This is a genomic window from Mitsuokella sp. AF33-22, assembly GCF_003475755.1.
In the GTDB taxonomy this organism is placed as follows: domain Bacteria; phylum Bacillota; class Negativicutes; order Selenomonadales; family Selenomonadaceae; genus Mitsuokella.
In genome coordinates this window covers 14,334-28,848 of sequence record NZ_QRQA01000007.1, presented here as the reverse complement: position 1 = coordinate 28,848, position 14,515 = coordinate 14,334, and the positions used below count along the sequence as shown (strand labels likewise).

At 51.0% G+C, this 14,515-nt stretch carries 14 protein-coding genes; all 14 read right to left on the bottom strand.

Translation table 11 applies throughout. The features are described from left to right. Positions 1-13 precede the first annotated feature (13 nt). A complete protein-coding gene (locus tag DWZ54_RS05615) occupies positions 14-691 on the bottom strand; it encodes a transaldolase family protein (RefSeq protein ID WP_118474853.1) in 678 nt (225 codons plus the stop codon). An 86-nt stretch (positions 692-777) separates the two neighbouring features. Beyond that, positions 778-1,695 carry a transketolase family protein gene (locus DWZ54_RS05610; protein ID WP_118474852.1) on the bottom strand — a complete coding sequence of 306 codons (918 nt, stop codon included), beginning with the start codon at positions 1,693-1,695 and terminating at the stop codon, positions 778-780. Further along, positions 1,695-2,516, bottom strand: coding sequence for a transketolase (locus DWZ54_RS05605; RefSeq protein ID WP_118016011.1), 822 nt, complete (start codon positions 2,514-2,516; stop codon positions 1,695-1,697). The genes DWZ54_RS05610 and DWZ54_RS05605 overlap by 1 nt, the downstream gene beginning before the upstream one ends. A gap of 19 nt (positions 2,517-2,535) precedes the next feature. Then, on the bottom strand, positions 2,536-3,228 hold the full coding sequence (locus DWZ54_RS05600) for a ribulose-phosphate 3-epimerase (RefSeq protein WP_118474851.1): 693 nt from the start codon (positions 3,226-3,228) through the stop codon (positions 2,536-2,538). A 3-nt stretch (positions 3,229-3,231) separates the two neighbouring features. After that, positions 3,232-3,690 (bottom strand): ribose 5-phosphate isomerase B, encoded by a 459-nt coding sequence (rpiB, locus tag DWZ54_RS05595; RefSeq protein ID WP_118474850.1) that lies wholly within the window; start codon positions 3,688-3,690, stop codon positions 3,232-3,234. A 12-nt stretch (positions 3,691-3,702) separates the two neighbouring features. After that, positions 3,703-4,740 carry a zinc-binding dehydrogenase gene (locus DWZ54_RS05590; RefSeq protein ID WP_118474849.1) on the bottom strand — a complete coding sequence of 346 codons (1,038 nt, stop codon included), beginning with the start codon at positions 4,738-4,740 and terminating at the stop codon, positions 3,703-3,705. 12 nt (positions 4,741-4,752) lie between these two features. Further along, positions 4,753-5,793, bottom strand: a complete 1,041-nt coding sequence (locus DWZ54_RS05585; protein ID WP_118474848.1) for a galactitol-1-phosphate 5-dehydrogenase — start codon at positions 5,791-5,793, stop codon at positions 4,753-4,755. Between the two features lie 99 nt (positions 5,794-5,892). Next, the gene (locus DWZ54_RS05580) at positions 5,893-7,155 is read right to left on the bottom strand and encodes a PTS galactitol transporter subunit IIC (RefSeq protein WP_118016006.1); all 1,263 of its coding nucleotides are present in this window, start codon (positions 7,153-7,155) and stop codon (positions 5,893-5,895) included. Between the two features lie 48 nt (positions 7,156-7,203). Then, positions 7,204-7,488 carry a PTS sugar transporter subunit IIB gene (locus DWZ54_RS05575; protein WP_118016005.1) on the bottom strand — a complete coding sequence of 95 codons (285 nt, stop codon included), beginning with the start codon at positions 7,486-7,488 and terminating at the stop codon, positions 7,204-7,206. Between the two features lie 76 nt (positions 7,489-7,564). Further along, positions 7,565-8,038: a PTS sugar transporter subunit IIA gene (locus DWZ54_RS05570; RefSeq protein ID WP_118474847.1), complete on the bottom strand. Its 474-nt coding sequence runs from the start codon at positions 8,036-8,038 to the stop codon at positions 7,565-7,567. A gap of 227 nt (positions 8,039-8,265) precedes the next feature. Continuing rightward, positions 8,266-10,314: a BglG family transcription antiterminator gene (locus DWZ54_RS05565; RefSeq protein ID WP_233541634.1), complete on the bottom strand. Its 2,049-nt coding sequence runs from the start codon at positions 10,312-10,314 to the stop codon at positions 8,266-8,268. 112 nt (positions 10,315-10,426) lie between these two features. After that, positions 10,427-11,734, bottom strand: a complete 1,308-nt coding sequence (locus tag DWZ54_RS05560; RefSeq protein ID WP_199663268.1) for a cell wall metabolism sensor histidine kinase WalK — start codon at positions 11,732-11,734, stop codon at positions 10,427-10,429. After that, on the bottom strand, positions 11,734-12,411 hold the full coding sequence (locus tag DWZ54_RS05555) for a response regulator transcription factor (RefSeq protein WP_118016001.1): 678 nt from the start codon (positions 12,409-12,411) through the stop codon (positions 11,734-11,736). Before DWZ54_RS05555 ends, DWZ54_RS05560 begins: the two co-directional genes overlap by 1 nt. Before the next feature lie 74 nt (positions 12,412-12,485). Next, complete coding sequence (locus tag DWZ54_RS05550) at positions 12,486-14,480, bottom strand: GGDEF domain-containing phosphodiesterase (RefSeq protein ID WP_158573623.1); 1,995 nt, start codon at positions 14,478-14,480, stop codon at positions 12,486-12,488. Positions 14,481-14,515: the final 35 nt, after the last annotated feature.

Genomic DNA, 14,515 nt, shown 5'->3' with positions numbered 1-14,515 from the left:
CCTATCGGCATGTTCAGCATGAAGCCATCGTTTTTGCGGATCCGACCAACCCCGCAAAATCATCTTGGAATGTCTTTACCGCTGCATCGATTGCCGCATTTTTGACAAAACTCTCAATGACATCACAGGCAACCGTGGCGGCACCAATACCTTCTTTGCAAAGAGCCAGAACCTGCTGGCTGTTCTTGAAACTTGCAGCCAAGATCTGGCATGGTATTTCATTTTTTATAAAGATATCTTGAATCTCGCAAGCAACGTGAATACCATCGTATCCCATATTGTCAATGCGATTGATATATGGGGCTGCATAGGAAGCACCTGCCATACCGGCCAGATATGCCTGCATCGGCGTATAAATAGCTGTCGCTGTAATCTGAATTCCCGCCTTGTGAATCGCCTTCATGGCTTTGAAGCCTTCCGGTACAGCCGGCACCTTGACAAAAGTATGTTCGCCAAGTTCCTTGCGAATGCGCTCCGCATCACGCAACATTCCGTCTGCATCGCTGGCAATGACCTGTGCATGGAGTTCCGCTTTCTGACCAATGATTGAGCGGATCTCCCGCAACACTTCAAATGGCGGTCTGCCGGCTTTTGCCAAAATACTAGGATTGGTCGTAACACCAGCACAAGGATAATATTCCCAGATATGTTTAATTTTTGGAATATCCGCATCATCAATCACTAACTTCATGTTCGTGTATCCCCCCATCCTGATTGCTAAGGAAAAGAATGCCTCTTGCTTTCGCAATCAAACGAAAACAAGAGGCACCGCTTCACTTATTTTTTCGCTGCTTTAACGATTGCTTCAACCGTCAAACCATATTTCTCTAAGAGTTCAGCCGGCTTGCCGGACTGACCAAAAGCATCCTGAACACCGATGAAATCCTGACGCGTCGGGCAATTCTTTGCCAGTACCTCTGCCACAGCAGAACCCAGACCGCCGATGACGCTGTGCTCTTCGCACGTCACGATGTGGCCCGTCTTCTTGGCCGTCTCAATAATCAGCTCCTCATCCAGAGGTTTGATCGTGTGGATATTGAGTACGCGGGCATGGATGCCATCTTTTGCCAGCTCTTTGGCGGCTTCCATCGCTTTTGCAACCATGATGCCCGTTGCCACGAGAGCAACATCATCACCTTCGGAGAGGACTTCGCCCTTGCCCCAATTGAACTGATAATGCTCATCATGGATATCCGGAACAGCGGCACGTCCCAGACGGATATAAACCGGGCCATAATACTGGATGGCTGCCTTGATAGCTTCTTCCGCTTCCTTAGCATCCGCCGGATTGATAACCGTCATATTCGGCAAACTGCGCATCAAAGAAATATCTTCGATTGCCTGATGGCTGCCACCATCTTCACCTACTGTAAGACCTGCATGCGTTGCAGCAATCTTGACGTTGAGACGCGGGTAGCAGATGGAGTTACGGATCTGCTCGAAAGCACGGCCAGCTGCAAAGATTGCGAACGTGCTGGCGATAGGAATCTTGCCGCAAGTCGCCAGACCTGCTGCCGTTCCCATCATATCTGCTTCCGAAATACCCATATCCAAATAACGTTCCGGCGCAACCTTCTTGAAGGCAATCGATTTCGTTGCATTGCCAAGATCCGCATCCAAAACGACGATATCTTTGTTCTGATACAATTCCGTTTCAAGCAACTTGCCGTAAGCTGCGCGTGTTGCTGTTGCCATTACGCCTCGCCTCCTTCCAGTTCCTTGAGAGCCTCCTGGCACTGCTCTTCATTCGGAGCCTTGCCATGCCAGCCAACCTGATTCTCCATAAAGGATACACCCTTACCTTTGACCGTCGCCGCAACGATTGCCGTCGGTTTGCCTTTCACGCTCTTTGCGGCAGCGATGGCGCCACGGATAGCATCGTAATCATGACCGTTGATGGAGATGACATTCCAGCCAAAAGCGCGGAATTTCGCATCAATCGGTGCTACCGTCATGACTTCGTCATTCGGTCCGTCGATCTGGAGTCCATTCCAATCCACAAACAGGATCAGATTGTCAAGCTTGTAATGAGCTGCACTCATAGCCGCTTCCCAAATCTGTCCTTCCTGAATCTCGCCATCGCCAGCTGCGGCATAAACACGGTAAGATTTATTATTCAGCTTGGCCGCAATAGCCATGCCGTTAGCAGCCGAAAGGCCCTGCCCCAGCGAACCCGTTGACATATCCACGCCCGGAATCTTCTTCATATCTGGATGCCCCTGGAGGATTGCGCCCGTCTTTCTGAGCTTCCAGAGTTCTTCTTCCGGGAAATAACCTTTTTCTGCCAGCACAGCATAGAGTGCCGGTGCAGCGTGACCTTTGGAAAGAACGAACCGATCGCGATCTTCCATTTTAGGGTTCTTCGGATCGATATTCATTTCTTCAAAGTAAAGGACATTCAAAATATCAATAATCGAAAGGGATCCACCCGGATGCCCTGAGCCCGCTTTTGTAAGCATGCGGACGATATTGGCACGCAGGTGACGAGCGCGCTTTATCGCTTCTTCATTTGCCATGCTATCTTCTCCTTCATTTTTATTCTGCAGCACACAAGAGAGCTTCTGCATTTTCACAAACCGTCTTTCCTTGGCGGAAGAGGCCGCTAGTCCCTCCTGTGAACAAATTTGCTCCTGCTTCGTGCATTTTGCGAATCATCTTCAGATTTACACTGCCATCGGCTTGGATTGGCTGAGTCAAATGCGCCGCCTTTAAGCGCTTCCGCATCATACGGATGTGCTTCAAAGCCGACTCCTGCATCGTCTGGCCAGAAAATCCCGGATTCACCGTGAGTTTCAAAATCCATGCACACTGCGAAGCCAATGCTTCAAAATCAGCACCCGGAGGTGTCTCTGCGCGATAGGCCAGCACCGGTTCTGCACCGAACTCACGAATCGTCTCAAAAACACGATTCGGTTCATCCATGGCTTCCGCATGAACAGCCACATAATCCAAACGGAACCGCGAAAACAGCTCAACGTACCGCAAGGGATCGTACGCTGCAATGTGGAGTTCAATGGGCAGGTCCGAGTGGGCAGCCAGATATCCATAGAGCTGATCGCCAAGGATCAGGCAACGGTTGAACTTCCCATCCACGATGTCATAATGCCAGAACCGTACAGGAGATGCTTCCACATACTCAATCTCATCAGCAATGTGACCGAGATCCATGCACGATACCGACGCCGAAAGATTGGGCGTATCAACAGAAAATCCTGCTTTTCTGCCCATACCTCAGCCCCGCTTATTGTCGTAATCTGTAATCTGCTGGACACGACGCTCATACTTACCGCCGCATAACGGCTTCGCTGCCAGCCAGACTTTCGTAATTTCCCAAGCCATATTCGGTGCAATGACACGAGCTCCCATACAAAGAACATTGGCATGATTATGCTCAACCGTCATCTTGGCCGAGAAAAGATCATGGACCAGCGGAGCACGAACGCCCTTTACCTTATTGGCAGCAATCGACATGCCAAGACCTGTTCCACAAATCAGGATGCCCTTCTTTTCACCCGGATGCGCTGCGACCTCTTCACCGACGCGAAAAGCGTATGGAGCCGTATCAACGGATTCTTCACTATGCGTACCGTAATCTTCTACCGTATAACCGGCATCTTCAAGCTGCTGTTTCACAAACTCTTTCATGTGGAAGCCGGCATGATCCGATGCCATAACAATGACAGGTTTCATGATATGGCCTCCTCAACCGATCGGATGCATGACAATCTTTGTTGCCTGACCGCTCTTGAGCAGGTGATATGCTTTATCCCACTCATCGATGCCGACCTCATGCGTGATCATCTTGTCTGCATTAATCTTGCCCTCACTCATGAGCTTGAGCGTCGGCTCCCAGTCATGCGTATTCTGGCTGCGGCTGCCGGAAACAACCAGCTCTTTCTGAATGATCTTCGAGAAATCGACTTCCACGACATCTCTTGCAAAGAGGCCAATCTGAACGTACTGGCCCTGTTTGCGCAGGAGGTCCATGCCGAGCTGCATGGACGGAACAGCACCCGTGCAGTCGTAGCAAACATCGGCACCGTAGCCATCCGTCAGTTTATTGACCAGTGCTTTGACATCATCCTTCTGGACATCTACGATATATTCTACACCAAATTTTTCTTTAGCAATCTGAAGACGTCCGGCATCCTGCGTAAGACCAGTCATGACAACACGACCGCCTTTGGCCATAACACACTGTGCCGTCAGAAGGCCGATAGGACCAGGGCCAAGTACCAAGACGATGTCGCCCGGGTTAATCTTGGCTTTCGCTACGCCGTGATGTGCGCAGCAGGCAGCTTCCGTGATGCTGGCCTGACGCGTCGTCACATTCTCCGGCAGAATATGGCAGCTCTTAGCACGTGCCAGTACATACTGTGCCATGGCACCGTCCTGCTGCGTCCCCAGGCCTTTGCGCGTCGGGCAAAGATTGTAAAGACCTTCCTTGCAGTAACGGCATTCACCGCAAACCGTAAAGGTCGTTTCACTCGTTACACGGTCACCGACCTTGACATTCGTGACGCCAGGACCAACTTCAGCAACAACGCCTGCAAACTCATGACCAATCGTCAATCCCTTTGCATTAACATTGTAATGTCCTTCATACGTATGTAAATCGCTGCCGCAGATACCGATGTATTCAACTTTAATCTTGACCTGGCCTTCACCTGGAACTGGCTCCGGTTTATCAATAACTTCCCAATGGCCTGCGCCCGGCTCCATTTTTACAAGTGCTTTCATGAGGAAACCTCCTTAGTCCATAACAAACAAAATCTTGTTATATTCTTCCTTACGATCTTTGATCATCTGGAAAGCATCGCTTACTTTTTCCAGCGGGAAACGATGCGAAATCAAAGGCTTGAACTTAATCTTGCCGTCCTCCAGGGCACGGATGCTCTTCATCCAGGCCGGTCCCGGGAATGGGCTGCCATACGAATTCCAGAAGCCGCGCAGCGTCAGTTCATGACGGAAGATGCTCTCAAAGGATTTCTCCTTCAGCAGGATATCCGAGCGGGCAATGCCGAGATAACCGATGCGGCCGCGCTTCTTCGTGACCAGCAGGCACTGTTCCTGCGTGATTTTCGAACCGGCCGTTTCCATTGCGATGTCGACACCCTTGCCGTGCGTTGCTTCCAGAACGGCTTCAACCGTATCCTGCTCCATGCCATTGATGCAGATATCCGCACCGAGAGCTTTGGCTTCTTCGAGCTTTTTCTTCGAAATATCCACCGCAATGATGCGATGAACACCGGCAAGACGGAACCACTGAAGGACGAGCTGTCCAATCGTGCCGCATCCCAGGATAGCTACCGTATCACCAATCTCCGGGCGAATGCCGAGGACACCATACAGCGCAACGGCACAAGGCTCAAGGAGAGCAGCCTCTTCCAAATTCTCGCATTCAACATGCTGGATGTTCGTAGCCGGAACACGCACATACTGGGCAAAACCGCCCGGCAGGTCCGCACCAAGCATCTGCATGTCATTGCACATGGAGAAATGGCCTTCTTCGCAATTCTCGCATTTGCGGCAGGGAATCAACGGCTGAGCTGCGACCGTATCATCGAGCTTAAAGTTCTTTACATTCTTGCCAACTTCCGCAATCGTGCCGGCAAACTCATGGCCAGGAACTTGTGGACGCGGATATTTCCAAAAATTCAAGATACGCGGAGGATCGGAGCCACAAATACCGCAAGCCTTGACTTTAATTATGACATCATCATCGCCGCATACAGGATCAGCGAAATCATCGAAGCGAATGTCTCCTTCTTTATAGAAAACGCCAGCTTTCATATAATCATTGCCTCCCTATTTTCAATCTAAACCCATTATTTTATCCCTTCAATATGCAAGGCGTCAGCTAAGCTGACGCCCACATATGGAGAAATCACATTAGAAGAACTGGAAAATCTTGATAACAATCCAGTTGAGGAAGTTACCGCCGAGATCCAAGCTGGAAATCTCAGTCGTATTGGCAGGCATCTGGAAGTTTGCCTGAATAGCCATACCCGTATGGAATTCTGCGATATTCGTAGCCATGAGGAGTGCAAGCCCCATCACGATCATACCAGCGAGCACGGAATGAACGATATTGCCTTTTGCAGCACCGACGATAAAGGCTACATAGAAGCAAATCGTAGCCAAATCGCCGAACGGCAGAACGTGGTTACCAGGAATAACAACGGACAGGAACAGCGTGCACGGTACCAGTACGAGTGCCGTAGCGATAACGGCCGGATGACCAACTGCGACAGCAGCATCAAGGCCGATGGTGAGCTCTCTGCCCTTGCCAAGGTCTCTCTTCTGGAGGAACTCCTTGACCGACTCGGAAACCGGGATCAAGCCCTCCATGAGGATCTTAACCATGCGCGGCATCAGGAACATGACGCCTGCCATGATGACACCAAGCTGAAGAACTTTTGCCAGAGGATAACCAGCGAGGATGCCGAGGAGAACACCGAGGAACAAGCCCATCATAAGCGGCTCACCGAAGATACCGAAGCGTTTCTGAATGGCTTCCGGGTCAGCCTTGAGGTCTTTAATAACCGGAATCTTAGAAATAACTTTAACGATAGGAATACCAATCAAGCCCTGTGCGCAAGTAGAACCTGTCGGGAAGGAAAGGCCTTCCATGCCGAAATAATCACGAACCATCGGAGACGTCCAGTCTGCAATCTTCAAGACGGCCATCTCATACAAAATACCTGCAATAATTGCCAGAATCCAGTTGCCCTGAGTCAGGACGAAAACCGTAGCAGATGCTGCTGCAAAGTGCCAATAATTCCAAATATCGATATCGACAACGTTCGTGAGCTTCGTTACCAGCATTGCGATGTTGACGAACATGCAGATTGGAATCATGAAGGCTGCCACCGGAGATGCCCAAGTCATTGCAGCGGCTGCCGGCCAGCCGACATCGATGATGGAAAGCTCAAGGCCATAACGCGTGACCATTTGATGCGTTGCATCACCGAGGTTCGTCGTCAGAAGGCCGATAACGAGGTTGATACCGACGAAGCCAACACCAATGGTGACACCAGAGCGGAATGCCTTTTTGAATCCCTGACCGAAGCACATGCCGATAATCGTGATGACGATTGGCAGCATGACCGTTGGTCCGAGGCCCAAAATAAATTGTACGACTTCTAATACCATGATAGTCCTCCAATCTATAAATAAATAATAGAATTAATGAAACGCAACTTATTTCTTCAAGACATCCAGAATCTGTTTATCGGTCTTTTCCGTCATCATACCGGTAAGATAGTTGACAGCTTTTACAACCGGCATCTTGTACTCACGCGGCGGAATCGTCGTCGTTACCAGGAGATCGGCCGTATCCTCATATCCCCCGACTTCTGCCACTTTGCACTGAATGACGTCCGCATCGATGCCATTATCCTTCAAGAGCTTCTCCACTCTCTTGCACACAACTGTGGAGGTTGCAATGCCAGTGCCACACGCTACGAGTACCTGTTTCTTCGACATGATAAACACTCCTTTGATAAACGAAATATGATTATGATAGATTTAAATGATAGCTTACGGAATCATCTGGGATGAATCATCCTTCTGCCGTGCCATCCAGACGCTTTTTTACGAAAGCGGCAATCTTGGCTGCCGACTTTTCCGTTTTGACAAAGCGCAGGGCTTCTTCATCCTGCAAAATCCCCATCAGATTCTGCAGCAGCTCAATCTGAGCATGTGCTTCCTTCATGGCCAGCATGAAGACAAAATCAACGGAAACCGTTTCTTTATCATCGCCCATGATGACGAAATCAACTGGCGAAGTCAGGCGAGCCATGCAGATGGCAGGGCTGACAACATGCTCGACATCCGTGTGTGGGATTGCCACCCCCCCCAGAACGGTCGGCAGGCCCGTCGCGAAAATCTTTTCACGAGCGATTACTGCATCTTTATAACTTGACTTGACATATCCCTTTTCAAAAAGACGATCTGCCACCTGGCTCAGCAAGTCGAACTTGTCTTTTGCTGAGACATCCAGCAGGACGAGATCTTCTTCGATTGAAATACTCATATGTCTTGCCCCCTTTCTTCATCTTGATTTTATTTTTTATTCTCGATTGCTCTTGAATTGTCTTTAGTATAACAAAACAATCCAGTTCCGCATAGTTGCACCTCTTTCCGCTATTGCGGAAATTTAAAAATCTTTTCTTGTTTTCCATATTTAGAAAACTGAGGCAACGCTTTGGAATACAAGGATTTTCCGCTATTTTTCCGTATTTCCCTAATATAAAAAAGCGGTCATAAAACCGCTTCAAAATCCGCTATAAACTTGTCATAAGAACGATATTTCAGCAATCGTTCAATGCCGTTGCCCTCTTTGATGAAGTCATACAGCTTCAGGAAAACCTTTTCCCAGACCGCGGCTTTCCGCTGTTCGATGCTCAATAAAAAAACGACCTGTACCGGCATGCCGCCCCAATCGATTGGAGATTGCAGGAGCAATACGGAAATATTGGAAACCGCTTTTGCCGTATTGAACGCATGTGGGATGGCTGCCAAATCGCCGATGGCCGTAGAACTCATCTTCTCACGTTCAAAGACAGAAACTTTGCCCTTCTGATCCAGATACCCCGACTGCATCGCCTGATCTGTCAAGAATTCCAGGCATTCATCGCGCGTCTTGAAATCCTTATTGGCAAAAAAAGAAGAAGCATGGAAAAACTCCTGAAATTCCTTAGCCTGTACATCGGCATTGCGGTGGAATACCACCCGCTGGATACGGGCAATATCTTCTTTGCGCAGCATGTGATTGACACGTATGATCTTAGAAGAAGAAAACGGGACTTGTACGGTCGAGAAAATATAATCCGCTTCCTCAATCATCTCATCTGTCAGTTTGTACGCGGGCAGTACACCCAGGACATGGATATCCGAGTGGAAGTATTCCTGGATTTTTGCTCTCAGCATGATAGAAACGCCCAGGCCTGCCGAACAGACAATATAAACCCGCTTGGGCTTCGCTTCCTCTTCCATCCCCCGGCGGCTCATGGACGCACCAAAGTGGAGAGCGATATACCCAATTTCATTTTCATTGAAGACAATGCCTTCAATATCCCGCATGACCTGCGCCGCATATACGGCAATCTGAAACGCCAGCGGATAGTCCTGCTTGACCGTCTCCAGCATCTCATTCCGTATGGCTACCCGGAAGTTAACACGGGCAATGGCGATGCGCAAATGAAGAATCAAACCATCTTTCAGATAATCATCCGAACGGAAATCATAGCCGAACTGGTCATCTACGGCAGTCAATACTTTCTCGACGAGCTGCTCCATATGTTCATCGTTGATGGAATCGCCGATGTCCAAGAGTTTCTTACTCGTCAGCAGGCACCTGGTCAAGTAGAAGACCTCACTATAGGAAAGGTCCACACCGATATAGCGGAAGAGTTCATTGGCTACATCCTTGGCACAAACGTATTCAAAGGTATTCTCCAGCTTCTGGGCCAGGCTGGCCGGGCATTCCAGGAGATGCCCGTGTTCCGAGCGATAGATGGAAAGGGCCGACTGGACGATCAGGCTCTGGCGTGCCGTGTCAGTGAGCTGCAACTTGCGCAGACTCGGGATCCTCATCAGGATATTCTCCATATCTTTCTGGCTGACTTTGTCGAAGAGAATCGTCAAGATTGCCGTATCGCGTACATTTTGCAGGAAATCAACAAAAAACGTACGGATATTGCCTTCATCACCAGCCAACCGCAAGCCATCGGTGCGATATTGCTCGATGGACAGGGCGTATTCTTGGAAGCGTCCTCTCACCTCGCTCAGATATTTCTTGATGGTAGAAATTCCCAGATACATATCATCTGCAAGATTCATCTGCGTAATAGACTTATCCTGCAGGCAGCAAATCAGGAAACGACTGATGATATAATTCTGCTGTTCTTTGACGCTCTCATGGCCAATGCCATGCTCTTCTTCTGTGACAGCATGCAGGAGATCTTCTTCCTGATCCATCTGGATCAGGCGATACCCTTTATTGGGCGCAGCAATGATATGACTGCCAAACGGGGCCAGTTTTTCCGTAATTGCCTTGATATCCGAACGCACCGTACGTGAAGAACATCCCAGTTGTTTTGCAATCTCATCTCCAGTGAGGCCATTGCTCTTTTCCAGGAGCATTTCCATGATTTTCTTTTCTCTTTCCTGTTTCCGCATAGACACCCCAATCTCCCTTCTGCCTTGCGACAGATTGCATCCCCGCTTCAGCCAGAAGCATCTGTGGCACAAAATATTACAGCGACATGATTCCCGCAAGATTATTACGATAGCACAGATTGCTCTCACTACGAAGCTGATATGCTTATATAATCTTATATATATTCAAGACAATCATAAAAAAATCCTGCCAAAACTCGTCATTCCAGCAGGATTTTTCTGCAATATCACGTTTTCATCTTTACGGTTTCATCTTAGTGCGCAGTTCAACGAGGAACGTGGTCCCCTTGCCGAGTTCACTCTGGATGGAAATCCGGCCCTTGTGCAAGTGTACGATTTCTTGTGCGATAGCCAGGCCCAGGCCGTTGCCGCCCATCTCGCGGGAACGTGCCTTATCGACGCGGTAGAAGCGATCAAAGACCTTTGCCTGGTCTTCCTTTGCGATGCCGATGCCCGTATCGATGACGGCAAAGCGCACCTTCCCCTTCTCGGCCGGACGATACTCCACGGAAACCCTGCCGCCCTCAGGCGTATACTTGACGGCATTGTCGACGAGAATCAGGACAAGCTGACGGATTTTCTGCTCATCGGCCTGGATCTCGACTTTCGGCAGTCCTGCGGCCTTGACCTCAATGTGCTTCTGGTCAGCCAGAGGCTGCATGAGACGCGCCGTCTGCTCGATCAGCGAAGACAGGTTGAAATTCTGCGGCCGCACCTTGAGCACCTTATTGTCGCTGCGCGCGACCACGAGGAGGTCACTGACGAGCTTCGTCATCTTCTTGACCTCATCGCGCACATCCTCGATGACCTGCTTGAGGAAGGGGGACTGAATGGAAGGATCATTCTGAAGAAGCTCTGCCGAGGCCATGACGACCGCCAGCGGCGTTCGCAGCTCATGCGAAGCATCGGCTGCGAACTGGCGCTGCTTCTCATACGCCTGCTTCAACGGAACCATCGCCCGGCCGGACAGGATATGGCCGACCATGGCCGCGACGATCAGGGCCAGGAACCCCAGGAAGGCCAGGGCATACGTCGCCTTCTCCATGCCGTTGTACATGGCCGTGACATCCTTGCCGACATAGACCGTCTGAGAAGCACTGCTGTCATCGTTCTTGACGCGCTGCGCCGTCATCATGATGCGTGCCTTCGAGGAGCCGTCACTGCCCGGCTTGCTGAGCACCACGACCTCACCTTCTGCCACGTTGCGCTTGCGGATGGTATCGAGGATGAACGGCTCGATGCGGAACGAGGCACGGGCAAAGTTCAAGAGACGTCCGTCGTCATCGAAGACGTAGAAAAACAGGCGGTCATTCGTGCTCTTGTAGGCAACGCTGTCATCGAGAGCCAGCTCCGGATGCTGATTGAAGTATTCCTCGGCCTCCGCGACATTGCTCGCCGTATCCATGAGCTCCCGCGCCTGTTCCGAGGTGATGGCCCATTCCATCGTCTTGTGCATGACAAAGATTAGAACGGCTAGAAAGACGATCATGACGATGGAATACAAAAGGGTCAGCTTGCGGCGGCTGCTGCCAAAAAGGTTCTTGGCCATCAGCTCTTAGCCTCCAGCTTGTAGCCGACGCCGCGTACCGTCTTGATGACCGTGCCGCCATCCCCGAGATCCAGCTTCTTGCGGAGAATCTTCATATACGAATCGATGTTGTTGGAGCTGACATCGGATTCAAGGCCCCAGATACGGTCCAGGATGATGTCACGCGGCACGACAATGCCGATGTTCTGCGCCAGAAGGTCGAAAATCTGGAATTCGCGCGGAGAAAGCTGGATAACCTGATCCTTCTTCTTGAGGACCTTGGCCGTGCGGTTCAGCGTGAACTCGCCCACTTCCACCACATCCTGCTGGATTTTCTGCGTGCTGCGACGCCCGAGAGCCCGCAGGCGTGCCATGAGCTCGGCGAATTCAAACGGCTTGACAAGGTAATCGTCCGCACCGGCATCGAGCCCCGTCACGCGGTCCTCGACCGAATCCCTGGCTGTCAGCATCAGGATAGCCTTCTCATAACCGTCCTTGCGCAGGCGGCTGCAGGCCTCCACACCCGTCTCGCCCGGCATCATCCAGTCAAGGATCAGGATATCGTAGTCCGTATACATGGCGTATTCATAAATATCACTGCCATTCGTCACCCATTCCACCTGGATATCGTTCTGCTCCAGCATATACTGGATCAGCTTGCCGAGCCTCTTATCGTCTTCTGCCAGCAAAACCCGCATACTATCACTCCTAAAATCAAAATCTGCTTCTATATATACACGTCCTGCGTGAAAAAAGGCTGAAGCTGTGCCTCTTACATCCAGTCCTCATGCATATGTTTTTCAAAATCCGACACGGGAATCGGCTGCGAGAAATAGAATCCCTGGAACGTCGTGCAGCCGATGCCGCGCAGGTATTCCGCCTGCTCCTTCGTTTCCACGCCCTCCACGACTGTCGGCATCGAGAGCGCCTGTGCCAGAGAAATGATGGCCTGCAGGATGATGCGGCTGCGCCGGTGATGCGCGGTCTTCTGCAAGAATTCCATATCGATTTTGAGGATATCCGCCTGAATATCCTTGAGCAGTCGCAGGCTCGAATAGCCGCTGCCAAAATCATCGATGGCAATCCGAAAGCCATACGACTGCAGGCGTCGGATGAGTGCCATGGCCTCGCGCGGCTTATCCATGAAAACCGTCTCGGTGATCTCGAGTTCCAGCTTGGCCGGGTTGATGCCGTACTGCTGCGCCAGCTGCGTGAACACCTCATAGAGATCCAGATAATACATGTCCTTGACGGAAATATTCACAGACAGTGTGCAATTCTCGAGAGGCGTCCCCTGCCATTTGCGCAGCAGGCTGCAGGACTGTTCCCAGACCCAGTAATCGAGCTGCCAGATCTTGCCATGCTGCTCCAATACCGGCACGAAGAGCGCGGGCGGAATGATGGAGCCGTCATCGCGGCGCCAGCGCGACAGGACCTCTGCTCCGATCACGCGGCCGCTCCTGGCATCCACCTGCGCCTGCAGGAAGATTTGCATTTCCTGATTCCGCATCGCTTCGGCAAAACGGGCCAGGATGGCCTGGTCATGCAATTTATCGGCCAGCATATCCTCCTGATACCAGACAAAGCCGCTGCTTTCCCGTTTCTCCAGAGAACTGGCCGCGAGGAATGCCCGGTCACAGAGGATGGAGATTGGCGTCTCCGCATCTTCCACGCGACAGATTCCCACCGTCACCTGCAGGACGAGATTGCCCGGCCGAAGACTCTGCATGATCTGTTCCACATCGTGCAGGAATTCCTCGGGACGGAACCGTCTTATGGGGATCAGCAGCGCAAAGCGGTCATCCTGGATGCGTCCATAGGCCACTTCATCATCACCCTCATAATGCCGGCGCAGCATCGCGCCGATGCGGGACAGGAGTTCATTCCCCTTCGTGAGCCCGTAGAAATTGTTGATGAGCTTGAAATCACAGAAATTCAAGCCGGCCAGACAATACGTTTCTTCTGGATACGATTCCAGACAATGACGCGCCTGCCGATAAAAGCCATAACGGTTGCAGATTCCCGTCAAACTGTCATGCAGCGTGCCGAAATGCTCCAGATCGATATTCTTCTGTGCCTGCGTGCAGTCGCGCAGCAGGAAATAATTGCCGACCACACCGCCATCGGGCTCATGCAGCGGATAGCGGCTGATGGAAATCGCTTTGTTCTCCACCCCCGTTTCATACGACTGGATCCAGGATGCTGCCTGACAGCCGGCCAGCATATCCTGCTGAATCCATTTTTTCAGGATGCCGGCAAGTTTTTGCAGATCATCCGCGACGCGGAACAGCCGGAACGCCTCACTGTTGGCATAAAGACAGCGGCCTTCCTTATCGAACCAGACCATGCCATACGGAAAATCCTGCATGGCCTTCCGCAGGAGCTCGACAAATCGTTCCGGCTTGTATCCCTCGTGCAGCACGGCATGATGATGATCCTGCTTCATGCCCTTCCCCCTCCGGATGCGTATCATCTCGATGACACACGGATAAATCAGTTCATCATCGCGCAGGATTTCCACCGGGCGCGACGTGACTTCGTAAAGATCGCCATCCTTGATTTCCGTTTTATGAAGTTCGACTCCCGTCTTCAACGCCCGCAGGCTCGTACAGTCACGGCAGCGGTTTGTGCTGTGCCAGACCGAATAGCAGTCGGGCCCATACGTCATCTTCCCCTCATCGTTCATGCGGAAGGTGTGGCATTCTTCCGGATTCACCATGCGTACCAAATCATACCGCTTGGATAATTTCGCCAGGATGTTTCCCACATCCTGGCTTCTGATAGGTCTTTTCATAACCATGT

Coding starts and splice junctions, on each gene's coding strand:
- DWZ54_RS05615 (WP_118474853.1), bottom strand. CDS start 691: ATGAAGTTAGTGATTGATGATGCGGATATTCCAAAAATTAAACATATC.
- DWZ54_RS05610 (WP_118474852.1), bottom strand. CDS start 1,695: ATGGCAACAGCAACACGCGCAGCTTACGGCAAGTTGCTTGAAACGGAA.
- DWZ54_RS05605 (WP_118016011.1), bottom strand. CDS start 2,516: ATGGCAAATGAAGAAGCGATAAAGCGCGCTCGTCACCTGCGTGCCAAT.
- DWZ54_RS05600 (WP_118474851.1), bottom strand. CDS start 3,228: ATGGGCAGAAAAGCAGGATTTTCTGTTGATACGCCCAATCTTTCGGCG.
- rpiB (WP_118474850.1), bottom strand. CDS start 3,690: ATGAAACCTGTCATTGTTATGGCATCGGATCATGCCGGCTTCCACATG.
- DWZ54_RS05590 (WP_118474849.1), bottom strand. CDS start 4,740: ATGAAAGCACTTGTAAAAATGGAGCCGGGCGCAGGCCATTGGGAAGTT.
- DWZ54_RS05585 (WP_118474848.1), bottom strand. CDS start 5,793: ATGAAAGCTGGCGTTTTCTATAAAGAAGGAGACATTCGCTTCGATGAT.
- DWZ54_RS05580 (WP_118016006.1), bottom strand. CDS start 7,155: ATGGTATTAGAAGTCGTACAATTTATTTTGGGCCTCGGACCAACGGTC.
- DWZ54_RS05575 (WP_118016005.1), bottom strand. CDS start 7,488: ATGTCGAAGAAACAGGTACTCGTAGCGTGTGGCACTGGCATTGCAACC.
- DWZ54_RS05570 (WP_118474847.1), bottom strand. CDS start 8,038: ATGAGTATTTCAATCGAAGAAGATCTCGTCCTGCTGGATGTCTCAGCA.
- DWZ54_RS05560 (WP_199663268.1), bottom strand. CDS start 11,734: ATGGCCAAGAACCTTTTTGGCAGCAGCCGCCGCAAGCTGACCCTTTTG.
- DWZ54_RS05555 (WP_118016001.1), bottom strand. CDS start 12,411: ATGCGGGTTTTGCTGGCAGAAGACGATAAGAGGCTCGGCAAGCTGATC.